Source organism: Idiomarina sp., from assembly GCF_048265525.1.
Classification (GTDB): domain Bacteria; phylum Pseudomonadota; class Gammaproteobacteria; order Enterobacterales; family Alteromonadaceae; genus Idiomarina.
The window spans coordinates 287,910-303,494 of the sequence record NZ_JBLXBI010000002.1 but is presented as its reverse complement, the minus strand read 5'-3'; the positions used below and the strand labels follow the sequence as shown (position 1 = coordinate 303,494).

The window sequence follows — 15,585 nt, the reverse complement described above, 5'->3', positions numbered from 1 at the left end:
TTAACTCGCTGTTGTCTGTTCTGATTCATCTACGTTACGGTCAAATAGCGCCGCGATAAAGTCTTTTGCCACAAAAGGCCGTAAATCTTCTAAGCTTTCGCCCACACCAATATAGCGAATAGGAATAGCGAACTGGTCTGCGACCGCGAAAATCACCCCGCCTTTTGCGGTGCCGTCGAGCTTAGTCATCACAATACCCGAAACGCCCACAGCCTCGGTAAAGAGTTTTGCCTGACTAATAGCATTCTGTCCGGTACCAGCGTCAAGCGTCAGCATCACTTCGTGCGGCGCTTCCGGGTCCAGCTTTTTCATTACCCGAACCAGCTTCTTCAGCTCTTCCATTAAGTTGGCTTTATTTTGCAAGCGTCCGGCGGTGTCAGCAATAAGTACATCAACGTCGCGTGCTTTAGCGGCCTGCAGCGCGTCATAAAGAACCGAGGCACTGTCGGCTCCGGTATGCTGAGCAATAACCGGAATGTCGTTACGCTCGCCCCAAACCTGCAGCTGTTCTACCGCTGCCGCACGGAAAGTATCACCGGCGGCCAGCATGACCGACTTACCTTCAGCTTTAAATTGTTTAGCCAGCTTACCAATAGTGGTGGTTTTGCCCACACCGTTTACGCCAGTCATTAGAATCACATAAGGAGAATCAGATTCCGGTATTTCCAGGCGTTTATCGACTGGCTTTAAAATCTCAGCTAATTGCTCTTGTAACAACTCATACAAAGCTTCGGCGTCTTTTAACTGCTTGCGGTCGGCCTGCTTTGTCAGGTTATCAATAATTTTGGTGGTGGTCGCGACGCCCAGATCCGCCATGAGTAACTGAGTTTCAAGCTCTTCAAACAGATCGTCATCAATTTTCTTACCGCGGAATACGCCAATAAGACCTGAACCGATAGAACCGGAAGTTCTGCGTAAACCTTGGGTCAGACGTGCCCAGAAACCTTTCTTCTCACCCTTCTCTTTTGGTGCGACTTCGGTTGGTTCTGGCTTATGTTCAGGTTTAGCTTCTGGCTTAGCTTCGGATTTAGTTTCTGATTCTGGCTCTGGTTCAACTGTGGGTTCAGGCTCGTTAACCACTTCAGGTTGAGCTGCTTCTTTCGCTTCCGGAGCAGTTTTTGCCGCATGCGATTCAGCAGTAACTTGCGCACAGTCGTCAACTGCACTGGGCAATTCTTCGCGTGTCTCGGTTCTTTCTGGTTTCGGCTCGTCCTGAGGCTTAGGCTTAGGTTCAGGCTCAGATTCTGATTCAGGCTCTGGCTGCTCCTGTTCTTCTACTACTGCATCTTCTTTTTTCTCTTCGGCCTCGGGTGCTTTCTTATTACGCTTTTTCTTAAACAGCGAAAACATCGACATATTGGTTTCCTTGGAACTGACACGCAGGAATCGTTAAACTATAGGCTTTAGTTTACCATGCTGTTAACAAACTGACGACGGTCTGAATAAAGGAAGCCAAAGAGTGAGACAAAAACGCCAGACAAGCGCCAGCGGCGACTATCGGATTATTGGCGGACAATGGCGCGGTCGTCGCTTACCCGTAGCCGACAGCCCGGGTTTACGCCCCACCACGGACCGCGTGCGCGAAACTCTGTTTAACTGGCTGCAGTGGGACATTACCGACGCCCGGGTGCTGGACTTATTTGCCGGCAGTGGCAGCTTAGGTTTCGAGGCTGCGTCGCGCGGAGCGGCTCAGGTGACTCTGATAGAAGCGGTAAAATCCGTCAGCCAGCAGTTACAGAATAATGTCAGCTTGTTAAGCAGCGAAAACATTGATGTCATTACTCATAACGCACTCGACTGGCTGCAAATTCAATCCGCTGAAGCCTACGACATGGTTTTTATCGACCCGCCGTTTCGCAAAGGGCTGGCTGATAAAACATTAAAACTACTGGATGAAAGCAACTGGCTGGCAGCCGACAATCAGGTGTATCTGGAAACAGAAAAAGAGTGGCCATTGAAATTACCGGCAAACTGGCGTGTGACCAAAGAGAAAACTCACGGACAAGTTTGCTTTCGCTTACTGACTAAGGACATAGAATGAAAGTTATTATTATTGCTGGCAAAGTGGTTTTTGCCGTTATTTGGCTGGGTCTTTTTGCTCTGCTTGCAGGAGCAAACGGCGAGCTCAGCACTCAGTCCATTGGTTTGCTGAGCTTATTATTAGCCATTATGGTTATTACTCACTTGCTGCTGCTTGGTATTTTTGTTGCCACCATGAAAGAGGTCTTTCCCTGGCGCAAAGGCGACAGCTGGCAAATCCTGGCCTTTGGCATTTTCGCCTGGCTGTCTATTCTTCAGCGTCCAAAGCCAGACCAAGGTTCGACACCCCCTCGTCGTTAAGCATCATTTTTAACTGGCTTACCAAAGCTCTGTTTACCGCAGGCTGTTGTTCAAGAAAGTTGATCATAGCCTGCTGAATCGCAACTTCATATTCCATTAATTCATGGTTCTGAACGTGTTCTTTTAACTGCTCGGTACCCACTTCTTCGGCGTCATTTAATTCAATAAATTTCGCCACACTGGCTTGTGATATTTTTGCCACATCCAGAAAGTTAGATCCGTTATCGTCCAGCAGCCCCTGCAACAACGTACTCAACGCCGTGCAGGCATCCATTGCCGGGTAGACACCCAGCATATCGTGCCCGTATTCACTGGGCGTTTGCTCGTCGACTTTTTCCTGCCAGCGGGCAAAGTTAACCTTCGTTTTCTTCGGGTTCGCGACCCAGTCCCAGCAAGCATTTAGCGTGCCATGCAAAGGTTTACTGTCGCCAAAGCCCGTTAGCTGATGAAAAAAGTCATAGTTTGGAACCATACGTTCACAGAGGTATAACGCCATAACAATTTGCTGTTCACGCGGCAGTTCGCGTATGCGCTGAAAGGTATCGAGTTGACTCACGTTCCGGCTCCAGACAGTGTATGCTTATCACTGTGTCGTTTTATTCGTTAAGGGCTCGTATTATGCCGAAGTTATCGCTCCCCTGCCATGCCGATGTCGTACAAGCGCAGCAAAGAATTAATAGCTATACCGTCAAGACCCCTGTACTGACAAACCCTGCGTTAAATCAGCAATTGGGCTGCGAATTATTTTTCAAATGCGAGAATTTGCAACGTACCGGGGCTTTTAAGTTCCGTGGTGCCACTAACGCGCTACTTAAACTTAGCCCGGAGCAGCGCCAGCAAGGGGTTATCACCGTGTCTTCCGGCAATCATGGTGCGGCATTAGCCCATGCAGGTAAAGCTTTGGGTGTAAAAGTGAAAGTCGGCGTTCCCACTAATGCTCCCGCAATAAAACGGCAAAACATTGAAGCCGGTGGTGCAGAAATTACCGACATAGAACCCGGCATGGCCGCTCGTGAAGCCATTGTGGCCAAGTGGCAGAACGAAGGTGAAAGTCACTTTATACCGCCTTATGATCATGCGGATATTATTGCTGGTCAGGGCACAGCAACACTTGAGTTACTGGAGCAAACCGACGCGCTGGATGCGGTAATAACGCCACTGGGTGGTGGTGGCTTGCTTTCAGGCGCCTGTCTTGCCTGTGACGGTACAGAAATACAAGTGTTCGGCGCGGAGCCGGAATTAGCGAATGATGCCTTTTTATCGTTAAAAGCCGGAGAGCGGCAACCGGCGTTACCCGCGAAAAGCCTGTGCGATGGTTTACTGACTCAAATCGGTGAATTGCCATTTGCCATTATTCAGCAACGTATCAGCGAGATCTTAGTCTTGAAGGATGAAGACACCCTAAGCGCCATGCAACTAGTTTGGCATCATCTGAAAATTATTGTGGAACCGTCGTCGGCTATCGCTTTAGCTGCGGTTATACAAAATAAGGCGCTATTTGAAGGTAAACGAGTGGGGTTGGTGCTGAGCGGTGGTAATGTTGCAGCGCAGCCGGAAGATATAAAGCTGCGCCAGTAGTCGAGCCTATATCAAAACTTAGGTTGCGAAGATTTGACTGTCGTCGTTGAAGGTTTTGAATTCTAACGCATTACCGCAGTAGTCGTAGAAAAACATGGTGCCCTGCTCGCCCGGCTTACCTTTAAAGCGAATGTAGGGTTCTATGACAAACTCAATATCCGCAGCTTTCACACGTTCTGCCAACGCTTCCCAGTCATCACGTAATAAGACAACGCCAAAATGTGGAACGGGAACCGAATGACCATCAACGCCGCTGTGATTTTTTAAACCGGCAACATTGGGTGCAACGTGAGTCACAAACTGGTGACCAAAGAAGTTCCAGTCTATCCATTCGTCATTGCTGCGTCCCTGTGACAGCCCAAGCACATCGCCATAAAACGCACGGGCATTATCGAGTGAGCTGACAGGAATGGCTAAATGAAAGGGTCGTACATTGATTGTGTCTGACATACTGCTAAATTGCCTTGCTCTTTAGCCACTTAATGGCTGAGCTTTGCCGTTATGTTTTGTGGTGTACTGGTTTGCGGCGAACGACGCCACATTCTGACACCAATAGCGAACACAAGAAGCGCCCAGTTTACCGGTGGAATGAAACCGGCGGTTAATACCGCTAACAAATTCCATAGTGGTTTTTTCTGATGCTGGCCCACTAAAGTATAAAACAATAGAGCGGCTACGAGTCCTTGGAGTACCATGAGGCTCAATAGCATAAGTCTTTCCTTTTCGTTATTTAAAAAACGTCTTTGCGTTTCTGTTTTTTGTTCTAAATCAGTTTTTACTCGCAAGTAATTACTGATAGATAAAGACTACTCAATTATGACTAAACTGTAAAACTTTGTATAAGCCCATGAAATTAAAAGTAAAAAACCGACCAAGAGGCCGGTTTTACATATTAAATATTGAATTTTTAATCGTTAATAGCGATTAAAATGCATTAAGCGCGTTGTCTAAGTCGGCTTTAAGATCATCCAGATCTTCAATACCAACAGACACCCGCACGAAGTTATCCAGAATGCCTAACTTCTCACGATTCTCTTTTGGAACCGATGCGTGAGTCATAATAGCCGGGTGCTCAATCAGTGATTCAACGCCGCCCAAGCTTTCCGCCAGAGCAAACACTTCTACCGACTCCAGGAATTTGCGCGCCGCTTCTAAATCACCTTTCAGTAAAATAGAAATCATGCCGCCAAAGCCCTGCATCTGCTTTTTAGCCAACTCGTGCTGAGGGTGGCTTTCAAGCCCCGGGTAAATGACTTTTTCCACTTTCGGGTGTTGCTCAAGCCACTTGGCTAATTCCATTGCCGCTTCGTTGTGATGACGCATACGCAATGCCAACGTCTTCACGCCGCGCAGTGCCAGGTATGAGTCAAACGGACCGGCAATAGCACCTGCTGAGTTCTGTAAGAACAGCATACGCTCAACCAGGTCGTCATTGTCGCCAACAACCGCAATACCGCCGACCATATCAGAGTGGCCGTTTAAGTATTTGGTTGCTGAGTGCATAACCATGTCTGCGCCCATTTCCAGCGGACGCTGGTTAAATGGCGTGGCAAAAGTGTTATCCACAACCACAATAATGTCCGGGTTCTTTTTCTTAGCCAGTTTAACTATGGCTTCAATGTCGACCAGTTTCAGCATCGGGTTGCTTGGCGTCTCTACCCAAATCATCCGGGTATTGTCCTGAATGCTGGCTTCCACTGCGCTTAAATCAGCTAAGTCGACATAAGAGAATTTCAGTCCAGCAGAGCGTCCGCGCACTTTGTCGAATAAGCGGAAGCTACCGCCGTATAAGTCGTCCATAGCAACGATGTGGTCGCCGCTATCCAGCAGCTCCAGAATGGTCGAGGTTGCTGCCATGCCAGACGCAAAAGCCAGCCCTTGCTTGCCGCCTTCCAGCGATGCAACCGAACGCTCCCAGGCAAAACGCGTGGGGTTGTGTGAGCGTGAATACTCAAAACCTTTGTGTTGGCCCGGGCTTTCCTGAGCATAAGTAGAGCTGGTAAAAATAGGAGGCATTACCGCACCGGTAACAGGCTCCGGAGACTGCCCGCCGTGAATGGCGCGCGTCGCGAATTTCATTGTTTTTTCATTTGCCATGATTCAGGTTCCTTAATTTACAACAAGTATTACAGCAGGTTTTGCTCACGCATCCAGTCGTCGTTGAACAGCTTGGACAGGTAACGGTTACCCGTATCACAAGCTAGCGTCACAACGCGTTTTGGCTCGGTTTGTTGTTGGCAATAACGCAGTGCCGCTGCAATTAAAGTACCGCTTGATGAACCCACCATAACGCCTTCTTTTTCCAGTACTTTACGCGCGGTTTGCATGCCTTCTTTATCAGAAATGGCAAACGCGGTATTGGCTAATTTGATGTCACAAATGGTCGGGATAAAATCTTCACCAATGCCTTCGGCCAACCAGCTGCCTGCTTCCACTTCTTCGTTACGGTTAACCAATGGTTCTAAAATAGAGCCTGCCGGATCAGCCAATACTAAGTCGATATCGCTTTTTTGTTCGCGTAAATAACGGCCAACACCGGTTAAGGTTCCGCCAGAGCCAACACCACAAACGAACGCATCCAGTTTACCTTCCATTTGTTCCCAAATTTCCGGACCTGTGGTTTTGTAGTGAGCATCGACGTTTGCCGGATTCTCAAACTGGTTAACATAGTAATAACCGTTCTCTTCCGCCATGCGCGCTGCCATATCCTGATAATACTCAGGGTGGCCTTTTTGTACGTCGGAGCGCGTCTGTACCACTTCGGCACCCATAGCACGCAGGTTGTTTACTTTCTCCTGGCTCATTTTGTCCGGCATAACAATTTTCAGCGGATAACCTTTGCTCGCCGCCACTAACGCCAGACCCAGCCCGGTATTACCGGCAGTCGCTTCAATAATGGTATCGCCCGGCTTTAATTTGCCTTGCTTTTCAGCCTGTTCAACCATTTCCACCGCAATACGGTCTTTAATTGAGCCGCCCGGGTTCTGCAGCTCGAGTTTTAAATACAGCTCGCACGGGCCGGTGTCCATATTGGTAACGCGCACCATTGGCGTGTTGCCGACCATTTCCATTACATTATTAAAAACTTTCATATTGGCTCGCTTTGTTGTCGAGTGTCTGGTTCAATATTAGGCCATTATCCCTTGACTGAGCTCGCTAAACAACCTTGCGCTTAGAACCGGATGATAGTTGTTATAACTAACCCCAAAATGAGGCTGTTATGCTGGATTTACGCAGTGATACCGTAACCCTTCCCAGCGCTGCTATGCGCACCACCATTGCCGAAGCGACCGTCGGTGATGATGTTTATGGTGAAGACCCGTCAATTAACGCGCTGGAAAAGCGGGTGGCTGAATTGCTGGGTAAAGAAGATGCTTTGCTGTGCAGCTCGGGTACCCAAAGTAACTTACTGGGGTTAATGAGCCACTGCCGTAATGGCGAAGAATACATTGTGGGCCAGGAATATCACACATACCGCTACGAAGCCGGCGGCGCTGCAGTTTTAGGCAGCATAGTGCCACAGACGGTAGAAGTAGAAGCGGACGGAACCTTGTCGCTTGAAACTATTGAAAAGCGTATAAAACCCAACGACCCGCACTTTCCTATCACCCGCTTGCTGGCCTTTGAAAATACCCACGGCGGGCAGTTAATAGACCAGGACTATTTTGATAAAGCCCGTATTCTGACCGGCCAGAATGGTTTGTCCATGCATTTAGACGGCGCGCGCTTGCCCAACGCTGCTATTGCCAGCGGCCGCAGCATGGCGGAACTCGCCGCCCCTTTCGACAGCGTGTCTTTGTGCTGTTCAAAAGGCTTGGGCGCGCCTATTGGTTCACTGCTGGCAGGCTCGAAAGACTTAATCGCCCGCGCTCGCCGTTGGCGCAAAATGGTCGGCGGCGGTATGCGTCAGGCCGGGTTTGTTGCCGTAGCCATTGATTACGCGTTAACGCATCAGTTTGAGCGTATACAGCAAGACCACGACAACGCGAAATGGTTGTTTGAACAACTTTCTGAGTTGCTGGCAGGTACCGAAGCCAAAGTCCGCTATTCCGGTACCAACATGACCTTTGTCGAGCTACCGGACGGTTTACCGGCAGACAGCCTACGGGAACTGATGACTGAGAATGATATTAAACTGCCCGGCGGCCAGAAACTGCGACTGGTGTGCCACCTGAATGTCAGCCGCGAACAGTTGGAGCGTTTCGTTGAATTGTTTAAACAGTGGCTTAGTAGCGAGCGCTGAGGTTGCATCCCGTAGCCTGACGCAATAGCGTCAGGCTACAAGCTTTGCACCTGATCAATGAGTCGATCTAGGGCTCGGTAATTGAGAGCTTCGGCTAAATGCTGCTGCTCAATGGCGTCACTCTCAGCTAAATCGGCAATGGTTCGGGCTAAACGAAGTGTTCGGTGATAGGCCCGATGCGACAATTTCATTTTCTCGGCCGCTTTTGCCAAAAAAGCTTCGCTTTGTTCAGACAAAAAACATATCTGCTTTAACACTTTTGGTTTTAACTCGCTGTTTAAGCAACCTTGTCGCATTAGTTGGCGATGCCGAGCTTTCTCGACTAAGCTTTTTGCTTGTAATGAGGTCATGGGCTGAGTCTTGTGCTTAGTTGCCCCCTTTAAACTCATAGACTCGCTCTCTCGGGGCACCATCACCTGTATATCAATACGATCTAACAGCGGTCCTGAGAGTTTACTTAAGTATTTTAAGATTTGATCTGGTGTGGACCGGCAGTTAGCTAAGGAGCCATCGAATTGACCGCAAGGAGAAGGGTTCAGCGCGCAAACCAGCTGAAAGTTAGCCGGGAATTTGACGTTGTATCCTGCACGACTAATGGTAATTTCACCGCTTCCGAGTGGTTCACGTAAGCAGTCCAATACATGTCGACTGAACTCGGGCATCTCATCTAAAAATAATAACCCATTGTTTGCTAAGGATATTTCCCCCGGACGAACAGAGTTACCTGTCCCACCTCCCACAAGCGCAGCGGCTGTACAGGTATGGTGCGGATTTCGCAACTCGCGCCGTGTTAACGCCTCCGCATGATGATAATCAAAAGACACCGACTTAACCGCCGCAATTTCCATAGCTTCCTGCTCAGTTAAGGCTGGCAATATCCCATTCAAACGTTGTGCCAGCATGGTCTTACCGGTTCCCGGTGGCCCGACGAACAACAAGTGGTGCTTACCTGCCGCAGATAACAACAAGGCGCGCTTAGCTTGCTCCTGCCCTACAACATCGGCTAAATCACCATCATCGTTCGATGATTCCTCTGCCCAATTTATCGGCTTTGATTCCCTCAGTGGCTGGTGATCATGCAAATGTTCATAAACACTGACCAAGTCCGCCGCCAGCCAGCTTTTTTGCTCCCGTACTAACCCGGCTTCCTGCTCGTTAGCAATAGGCACAAACGCCTGCCGCTTTTTATTACGACACGCCAATAAGGCTGGGATTAAACCATTTACCGCACGCAACTCACCGGTTAACGCCAGCTCACCATAAAATTCCGCCTGCTCCAGAATAGCGTCCGGTATCTGCCCCGAAGCCGCCAAAATGCCAACCGCTATAGCTAAGTCATAACGTGCCCCGGTTTTCGGTATATCGGCCGGCGCTAAATTGACGGTAATACGCGTGGCCGGTGGATATTCAAACCCCGCGTTCATCAAAGCGGTTTTGACCCGATCCCGAGCCTCTTTTACTGTAGTTGCAGGCATGCCAACCATAGTAAATCCTGGCATTCCCCTTGCCAGATCCACTTCAACCCGAATTTCCGGCGCATGAATACCTATCAATGCCCGGGTATAAACTCGCGCTAACGCCATCTGTCTCTCCATGACTAAACAACGCCGTAACTATAAGCTTGAGAAAAGTTCCTGTCTGTAAGCTAAGCACTTCAAGCAATGACCGATATCATTCCTTCTCCACTTGCTTTTGTACCCACTTCTGTCATCATCCTTTCCTTACTTAAGAACAAGACGAATAACCAAGGGTCACCAAAAAACATGTTCCATCAGCTGAATCAACAGTGTCGAAAAGGTCGGTATATAGCACCCTTGCTATTGCTGGTTTTTTCACTGTGTTGGGGACAAAACTTTGGTTGGCTGGAAGGCTGTCCTAAGCATCAGGGCGCACCCGCGGCTGAACAGCTAGCCGGTAGCCATGCAGATTTAGGAGCAAAACACGAAAGCGCTAAGGCCGACTGCGACAAAACAGCGCATTTATTACAGCAGTTCCAGTCCGACATCACTTACGCGGCACTATCCTTCTTTGTTCTTCTGACTTTGGCGCTGAAGACCACTGTTAACAAGCAGTTAGCGCCCCCACTCTTTTTCTTTTCCTGTAAAAGGCGACCCCACGCCGTCTTTTGTTGCTTTCTGGAGTAGCACTTCCAACGGATTTTCATCGTTGGAATACTAACTTCAGGAGTAATGTATGAATAAAATTTTACCGTTATGGCTCGTATCGCTTATTGCTGCGCTGCTGCTTTATAGCGCCCAAAGCTTAGCGGAAACACCGTCTACTGGCTGGCTCAGTCATGAAGACCATCCGCCGGTATCGGTGAAGCTAGAACTTATCGGCCACTATGAGGCTGAGCGGAATCTGCTACCCGCCCTGCTGCATGTTGAGCTGGATGAAGACTGGAAAACCTACTGGCGTTCACCGGGCGAAGGCGGCATACCGCCAACCTTTGATTGGACTAAATCATCCAATATTAACGATATTGAATGGCGCTGGCCGGTTCCTTCACGCTACAACATTCAGGGTATTGATACCGTTGGGTATCAGGGGGCGTTGACCTTTCCGCTAATGATACAGCTAAGCCCGGATGCCCGACAGGCGCACATTAGCGGTACGCTGACTATGTCGTCCTGTACCACCGTTTGTGTTTTAACGGACTACCCAATTGACTTGCAAGTTGATCTGGACACCCTGACCGTCGACAGTGATCGCGCGTTTGCCTTTAATCAGGCCATGGGCAAGGTGCCTCGCGAATACGACAGCAATAACGTCAAGCAGGCTATTTGGTCCGACGCAAACCAACACATTCAACTGACCATTGAGCGCGACGGTGGCTGGCAAGATCCTCAGCTATTTATACACAGCAGCGGCGAAGCTCTGGCCGATGCAGAATTTTCATCACCGAATATTCAGGTGGAAGGAAATACGCTCACGGCGAATATTGAGGTTAGCCACTGGCTGAAACTGCCGGACCTTAGCAGCGCTGAGCTCATCACTACGGTTAGTGATGAAAAGTTTGCCGCTGAATATAAGACCGAGCTAACCGCAGGCACTATTGCTAATAACGCTCCCCCGCTTTGGGCTATTTTGCTTATGGCGTTAGCTGGTGGACTTATTCTGAACATTATGCCCTGCGTGTTGCCGGTATTAGGCCTGAAAGTTCAAAGCCTGATGTTGTCCGGTGCACAAGAGCCGAAGGTCGTGCGTAAGCAGTTTTTTGCGTCGTCACTGGGTATTATCAGCTCGTTTCTTATCATTGCCCTGGGGCTTATGGCGCTTCGCTGGTCAGGCGGTTCTGTCGGTTGGGGAATTCAGTTTCAAAATCCCTACTTCATTGCCGCATTGGTTGCTATTACCTGGGTATTCGCACTGAACTTAATGGGCGCCTTTGAGTTTAAATTGCCGTCCTCTTTAAGCACCAGTGCTGCGGCCGCCGGCGATAACAGCTACAAAGGGCATTTCCTGCAAGGCATGCTGGCAACGGTTTTGGCGACACCTTGTACAGCACCCTTTTTAGGTACCGCGGTAGCCTTTGCATTAGCTGCTGAATCATCAGTTATTCTGCTGATTTTTGCCGCTTTCGGGGTTGGTATGGCATGCCCCTGGTTATTTATAGCCGTGTTTCCGAAAACTGCGAAATTACTGCCCAAACCCGGTCGCTGGATGCAATGGGTGAAACCCATTTTCGCCATTATGATGCTGGCAACCTCCGTCTGGCTGATAACCTTGCTGAAAAACTTTATCAGCAATGAAGTATTCCTGGCGCTTATCGTCGGTTTATCGATTCTGACATTGGTGATTATTGGTAAAGTACATGGCCGCAGGCCGCTGTTTTTATCTATTGGCGGCTTTCTAGTTTTAGCTGCCGCTGTCGGTACGACGTTAATTCTTACCGCGGACCGCTGGGTCAACAAACTGCCGCAGGACCACCAGTGGCAGCCGTTAACGCAAGAGCGTATTGATAAAGCCGTTGCCACTGGCCAAACCGTATTTGTGGATGTGACCGCAGACTGGTGTATCACCTGCCAGGCCAATAAAGTGGGCGTATTACTGCAAGACCCGGTATTCACTGCCTTAGGTCGGGAGCATGTCACCCGCCTGCGTGGCGACTGGACCAAAGCCAACGAGAGCATTACCCAATACTTAAAGGCTAACAATACCTTTGGTGTGCCCTTTAACAAAGTTTATGGACCCGGCGCTCCGGACGGCATAACCCTGCCCGTAGTGCTCAGTAAAGACAAAGTCATAGACGCGCTGGAGGATGCCCATGAGTAAGAGCAAAGCCAAAACGTCCTGGGCAAAACGGCTACGAACCGCAGCGCTTTATATTGTGCTGTTCTCGGCAGTGGCCTTCGTTGTTGATGCTTTTCGTAATAGTGACGTGCCGGAATCTGTTCCGGCCGAGCTTTCGTCATTAACGGACATAAACGGTGAACAATATAACTTACGCGAAATGAGTAAGGACGGCCCGGTCGTTTTGTACTTCTGGGCGACCTGGTGCCCTGTTTGCCCCGCGGTATCGCCCACGGTCGACTACGTAGGCAACCACTACCCGACCATAAGTGTGGCATTGCGTTCCGGCGACAATGACAAGCTGACGCGCTATGCGCAGGCGAAAGGGTATGAGTTTCCTATTGTTAACGACAACCTCAACCGCGTCTCAAATGGCTGGCAGGTATCTGCCACGCCAACCATCATCATTATTGAAAACGGTGACATTGTTTCGGCGACAGCCGGAGTCACAACACCTCCCGGTTTGTTTATTCGTCTTTGGTTTCACCAGTTTTTTTGAAGTAACTCATTTTTAAGTAGGAAAGTTGTATGAATTTTATCTATAAAACGTTTTTCATCGTTGCTTTTATCTTTAGCAGCAACGTATTTGCGCAAGATTTAAACCCACAACAAGAACAAGACTTGGAAAAAGTCGAACAGCTATTGCGTGAGAATCCGGAGCTTATTCCAAACATTCACAGAGGCTTACAGCGCTTTTTAGAACAGCAAAGTGAGCAAAAAAACGCCATTGCTAACCATCAGGAATGGCTGTATCAGTCGGCGGCACATCCGGTTTTAGGTGACCAAGATGCGCCGCATAAAATCATTGTATTTACCGACTACAACTGCCCGTTTTGCAAGAAATTAGAGCCTGGCCTTCATAAACTGATTGAGGAATACCCGTCTATTCAGGTTGTGAACATTTTTGTGCCTTTACGCCAACAGCAGGTCGATGGGCTCAAAACCAACTCAGCACTCTATGGACTGAACCTGTGGCACAATGACCCTAAGGCGTTCTTTGAAGCTCACAACTTAATGATGAAAAAGTCGGGCATGCACACCGCTGACTCGCTACAAAGCGTTGCGCAAGTCACGGGTACCGAAGCCTTTTTGTCACCATCCGGCGAGAACGAGGCAGTTATTCGCAAAAATATGTCAGCATTTCGCGACTTAGGATTTCGCGGCACACCGACTATTATCATTGGTCAGCAGGTAACACCTGGTTACATTCCTTATGACAAGCTTGAGGCCATAGCCGAAAAGCAATTTGACTTGGATTAATCGATAAATAGATAGGGAGCTTGTTAAAAGCTCCTTTAAACTCGGCGAAAGTACGCTTTGAGAATAAAAGGAGAAATCCAACCTCAACTTATTTGCAGAACCGTTTATTCGGCTGGTTATACTCATACCGACGTTTCTGATGGTATCGATATTATTGCATCATTCACTGTGTATCCGGAGTGTGCACGTGAATATCAGACGTTTCAGATAACCGACAATGTTGCCGGAGCTAATTTTCGAGTTTACCTAACAGATGGCGTAGAAGTAATTTCAAGCGGATTGTATGGAACGACCGGTTATCCGCCGGCGGGGACTTATTATTGGGCTGTAGAAAATCTAGGTGGTGGTGATGGCTCCGGTTCCTTTGAATATGAATACGGCTATACTCGTTAGCATCATTTAAAAAAACAATAACCTGACTCATCCTTAATCAGATTGACAGGTCACGTTTCAAGGGGCTCAGAAAGAGCCTCTTTATCTATTGATTGATAAAACTCACGCATGTTCGTCAATAATAAAGCCTCCTTCTTCAGGTAGTAATTCTAAAGCCTGAGCCTGAAGATTCCTTATATTCTCCCCCATAAGAAACTCAGTCATCGTATCTAAATTCTTATCCGCTATCCTTACAGCGTCTGAATAGCTTGAGTGTTCCGCATATTGTCGATTTGCCCATTCTTGGCTATTTTCAAACACATTAGCTACTTTTCTATCTGATATATCTCCCTTTTCAGGGAAAAGTAAACGTACTTTTAGTACACCTGCAGAAAGGCTTAATGGATCATCAACACGAGAATAACCTTCTATCGTCTCTTCTTTAAACGTCATTACGCTCTCAGCCAGAGCAATATATTCTTCAACGGTTATGTCTTTGGCATTTTCGGGATCAACCGACAACAGTCCTTTGAACTTCTCCGCCTGCTCATCGGTAAGCTTTGAGGTATCAATCGCAGGCTCCGGAGGCTTAGTCTCGTTTACTTTCGGCTTTTCTGTGGGCTCGGCTACCACTGTCGATGATGGTTTTTTTATGGTGAACGAGAAATCACTGATGGTTAAAGGTTTCATAAACACCTCCTGTGTTAACCCTTTATATCGGCGAATTATTGGGCAACTTTAATATTCGAAAGTAAAATTACCAGTAATTTTCAGAGGTCACATTACCAGGCTTACGGCGGGTGTTTTTGGCAAGCCCTAATTCCGCAAGCGCAGCGCGTGACTCTTTTATCATGTCGGGGTTACCACAAAGCATGACTTGCGCGCTAGTGTCTAACGGCGTTTCAAGTGCGTTGCTTAACTGTCCTGAGTTGATCAGTTCAGGAATGCGCGCAGAGAGAGCTCCGGGAATGTTTTCACGGGTAATCACCGGTTGATAGCCTAACTGCCCGGGGTATTCTTGTTGCCACTGCTCTATTTGCCCCTGATAAACCAGGTCTTCTGCCACGCGTACACCGTGCACCAGATTAATCCGTTTAAATCGTTCCCACGGCTTTTCGGTTCTTAGCATAGAAATGAACGGACCAATGCCGGTTCCGGTAGAAAGCATCCACAAGCTGTCGCCGTCCGGCACTTCATCCAGCGTGAAAAAGCCACCTGCGGGCTGAGTTATGTCCACGCTGTCACCCGGCTGTAACTGAGCTAACTTGGTACTGACCTCGCCATCTTCCACTTCAGCAATCACAAAGTCCAGTATGGCTTCGTCCGGAGCGCTGGCTAGTGAATAGGCGCGCAACAACTGTTCACCACCAATATTCAAACCCAAACGCACAAACTGTCCAGCCTTAAAATCAAACGGCTCAGCCACAACTCTTAAACTGAAAACGCCAGAACTCCAACGGTAATTCTCGACAACTTTTCCACTAATCCATTGGATCATA

The 15,585-nt window shown here is 48.5% G+C and carries 18 protein-coding genes; 9 read left to right on the top strand and 9 right to left on the bottom strand.

What is annotated here, in order from left to right; all coding sequences use genetic code 11:
- Positions 1 to 1,356, bottom strand: a complete 1,356-nt coding sequence (gene ftsY / locus ACN0TF_RS06890; protein ID WP_417441311.1) for a signal recognition particle-docking protein FtsY — start codon at positions 1,354 to 1,356, stop codon at positions 1 to 3.
- Between the two features lie 103 nt (positions 1,357 to 1,459).
- On the opposite strand from ftsY, the gene rsmD reads away from it, so the two are divergent.
- Complete coding sequence (gene rsmD / locus ACN0TF_RS06885; protein WP_417441310.1) at positions 1,460 to 2,041, top strand: 16S rRNA (guanine(966)-N(2))-methyltransferase RsmD; 582 nt, start codon at positions 1,460 to 1,462, stop codon at positions 2,039 to 2,041.
- On the top strand, positions 2,038 to 2,340 hold the full coding sequence (locus ACN0TF_RS06880; protein WP_034818953.1) for a membrane protein: 303 nt from the start codon (positions 2,038 to 2,040) through the stop codon (positions 2,338 to 2,340). Before rsmD ends, ACN0TF_RS06880 begins: the two co-directional genes overlap by 4 nt.
- On the opposite strand, the gene ACN0TF_RS06875 is transcribed toward ACN0TF_RS06880, so the two are convergent.
- Positions 2,288 to 2,896, bottom strand: a complete 609-nt coding sequence (locus ACN0TF_RS06875; RefSeq protein ID WP_110013021.1) for a YjaG family protein — start codon at positions 2,894 to 2,896, stop codon at positions 2,288 to 2,290. The genes ACN0TF_RS06880 and ACN0TF_RS06875 overlap by 53 nt on opposite strands.
- A gap of 62 nt (positions 2,897 to 2,958) precedes the next feature.
- On the opposite strand from ACN0TF_RS06875, the gene ACN0TF_RS06870 reads away from it, so the two are divergent.
- Complete coding sequence (locus ACN0TF_RS06870; protein ID WP_417441309.1) at positions 2,959 to 3,918, top strand: threonine ammonia-lyase; 960 nt, start codon at positions 2,959 to 2,961, stop codon at positions 3,916 to 3,918.
- Between the two features lie 18 nt (positions 3,919 to 3,936).
- Here the strand turns inward: ACN0TF_RS06870 and ACN0TF_RS06865 are convergent, their stop codons facing one another.
- The 4 genes from ACN0TF_RS06865 to ACN0TF_RS06850 all read right to left on the bottom strand — a co-directional run bounded on the left by ACN0TF_RS06865 (position 3,937) and on the right by ACN0TF_RS06850 (position 7,010).
- Positions 3,937 to 4,368, bottom strand: a complete 432-nt coding sequence (locus ACN0TF_RS06865) for a VOC family protein (protein WP_417441308.1) — start codon at positions 4,366 to 4,368, stop codon at positions 3,937 to 3,939.
- Positions 4,369 to 4,397: 29 nt separating this feature from the next.
- Entirely contained in the window at positions 4,398 to 4,628 is a 231-nt protein-coding gene (locus ACN0TF_RS06860; RefSeq protein WP_050731324.1) for a hypothetical protein, read from the bottom strand.
- A gap of 214 nt (positions 4,629 to 4,842) precedes the next feature.
- Positions 4,843 to 6,015: a cystathionine gamma-synthase gene (locus ACN0TF_RS06855; RefSeq protein WP_011233482.1), complete on the bottom strand. Its 1,173-nt coding sequence runs from the start codon at positions 6,013 to 6,015 to the stop codon at positions 4,843 to 4,845.
- A 29-nt stretch (positions 6,016 to 6,044) separates the two neighbouring features.
- Positions 6,045 to 7,010, bottom strand: coding sequence for a PLP-dependent cysteine synthase family protein (locus tag ACN0TF_RS06850; RefSeq protein ID WP_011233481.1), 966 nt, complete (start codon positions 7,008 to 7,010; stop codon positions 6,045 to 6,047).
- Positions 7,011 to 7,138: 128 nt separating this feature from the next.
- On the opposite strand from ACN0TF_RS06850, the gene ltaE reads away from it, so the two are divergent.
- Positions 7,139 to 8,161: a low-specificity L-threonine aldolase gene (gene ltaE / locus ACN0TF_RS06845; RefSeq protein WP_417441307.1), complete on the top strand. Its 1,023-nt coding sequence runs from the start codon at positions 7,139 to 7,141 to the stop codon at positions 8,159 to 8,161.
- Positions 8,162 to 8,196: 35 nt separating this feature from the next.
- Here ltaE and ACN0TF_RS06840 read toward each other — a convergent pair whose 3' ends face one another.
- Positions 8,197 to 9,744: a YifB family Mg chelatase-like AAA ATPase gene (locus ACN0TF_RS06840; RefSeq protein WP_417441306.1), complete on the bottom strand. Its 1,548-nt coding sequence runs from the start codon at positions 9,742 to 9,744 to the stop codon at positions 8,197 to 8,199.
- Between the two features lie 180 nt (positions 9,745 to 9,924).
- On the opposite strand from ACN0TF_RS06840, the gene ACN0TF_RS06835 reads away from it, so the two are divergent.
- From ACN0TF_RS06835 to ACN0TF_RS06815, 5 genes are read left to right on the top strand one after another with little or no spacing between them, the layout of a single operon-like run.
- Positions 9,925 to 10,305, top strand: a complete 381-nt coding sequence (locus tag ACN0TF_RS06835; protein ID WP_417441305.1) for a hypothetical protein — start codon at positions 9,925 to 9,927, stop codon at positions 10,303 to 10,305.
- A gap of 49 nt (positions 10,306 to 10,354) precedes the next feature.
- Positions 10,355 to 12,436, top strand: coding sequence for a protein-disulfide reductase DsbD family protein (locus tag ACN0TF_RS06830; RefSeq protein ID WP_417441304.1), 2,082 nt, complete (start codon positions 10,355 to 10,357; stop codon positions 12,434 to 12,436).
- Positions 12,429 to 12,953: a protein disulfide oxidoreductase gene (locus tag ACN0TF_RS06825; protein ID WP_417441303.1), complete on the top strand. Its 525-nt coding sequence runs from the start codon at positions 12,429 to 12,431 to the stop codon at positions 12,951 to 12,953. Before ACN0TF_RS06830 ends, ACN0TF_RS06825 begins: the two co-directional genes overlap by 8 nt.
- A 29-nt stretch (positions 12,954 to 12,982) precedes the next feature.
- Positions 12,983 to 13,714, top strand: coding sequence for a DsbA family protein (locus tag ACN0TF_RS06820; protein WP_417441302.1), 732 nt, complete (start codon positions 12,983 to 12,985; stop codon positions 13,712 to 13,714).
- Between the two features lie 57 nt (positions 13,715 to 13,771).
- Positions 13,772 to 14,107, top strand: coding sequence for a hypothetical protein (locus ACN0TF_RS06815; protein WP_417441301.1), 336 nt, complete (start codon positions 13,772 to 13,774; stop codon positions 14,105 to 14,107).
- 102 nt (positions 14,108 to 14,209) lie between these two features.
- Here ACN0TF_RS06815 and ACN0TF_RS06810 read toward each other — a convergent pair whose 3' ends face one another.
- Both ACN0TF_RS06810 and ACN0TF_RS06805 read right to left on the bottom strand, forming a co-directional pair.
- Positions 14,210 to 14,776 carry a hypothetical protein gene (locus ACN0TF_RS06810; RefSeq protein ID WP_011233473.1) on the bottom strand — a complete coding sequence of 189 codons (567 nt, stop codon included), beginning with the start codon at positions 14,774 to 14,776 and terminating at the stop codon, positions 14,210 to 14,212.
- Positions 14,777 to 14,843: 67 nt separating this feature from the next.
- On the bottom strand, positions 14,844 to 15,584 hold the full coding sequence (locus tag ACN0TF_RS06805; RefSeq protein ID WP_153849473.1) for a ferredoxin--NADP reductase: 741 nt from the start codon (positions 15,582 to 15,584) through the stop codon (positions 14,844 to 14,846).
- Between the last annotated feature and the right edge of the window lies 1 nt (position 15,585).

Coding starts and splice junctions, on each gene's coding strand:
- ftsY (WP_417441311.1), bottom strand. CDS start 1,356: ATGTCGATGTTTTCGCTGTTTAAGAAAAAGCGTAATAAGAAAGCACCC.
- ACN0TF_RS06880 (WP_034818953.1), top strand. CDS start 2,038: ATGAAAGTTATTATTATTGCTGGCAAAGTGGTTTTTGCCGTTATTTGG.
- ACN0TF_RS06870 (WP_417441309.1), top strand. CDS start 2,959: ATGCCGAAGTTATCGCTCCCCTGCCATGCCGATGTCGTACAAGCGCAG.
- ACN0TF_RS06865 (WP_417441308.1), bottom strand. CDS start 4,368: ATGTCAGACACAATCAATGTACGACCCTTTCATTTAGCCATTCCTGTC.
- ACN0TF_RS06860 (WP_050731324.1), bottom strand. CDS start 4,628: ATGCTATTGAGCCTCATGGTACTCCAAGGACTCGTAGCCGCTCTATTG.
- ACN0TF_RS06855 (WP_011233482.1), bottom strand. CDS start 6,015: ATGGCAAATGAAAAAACAATGAAATTCGCGACGCGCGCCATTCACGGC.
- ACN0TF_RS06850 (WP_011233481.1), bottom strand. CDS start 7,010: ATGAAAGTTTTTAATAATGTAATGGAAATGGTCGGCAACACGCCAATG.
- ltaE (WP_417441307.1), top strand. CDS start 7,139: ATGCTGGATTTACGCAGTGATACCGTAACCCTTCCCAGCGCTGCTATG.
- ACN0TF_RS06840 (WP_417441306.1), bottom strand. CDS start 9,744: ATGGCGTTAGCGCGAGTTTATACCCGGGCATTGATAGGTATTCATGCG.
- ACN0TF_RS06835 (WP_417441305.1), top strand. CDS start 9,925: ATGTTCCATCAGCTGAATCAACAGTGTCGAAAAGGTCGGTATATAGCA.
- ACN0TF_RS06830 (WP_417441304.1), top strand. CDS start 10,355: ATGAATAAAATTTTACCGTTATGGCTCGTATCGCTTATTGCTGCGCTG.
- ACN0TF_RS06825 (WP_417441303.1), top strand. CDS start 12,429: ATGAGTAAGAGCAAAGCCAAAACGTCCTGGGCAAAACGGCTACGAACC.
- ACN0TF_RS06820 (WP_417441302.1), top strand. CDS start 12,983: ATGAATTTTATCTATAAAACGTTTTTCATCGTTGCTTTTATCTTTAGC.
- ACN0TF_RS06810 (WP_011233473.1), bottom strand. CDS start 14,776: ATGAAACCTTTAACCATCAGTGATTTCTCGTTCACCATAAAAAAACCA.
- ACN0TF_RS06805 (WP_153849473.1), bottom strand. CDS start 15,584: ATGATCCAATGGATTAGTGGAAAAGTTGTCGAGAATTACCGTTGGAGT.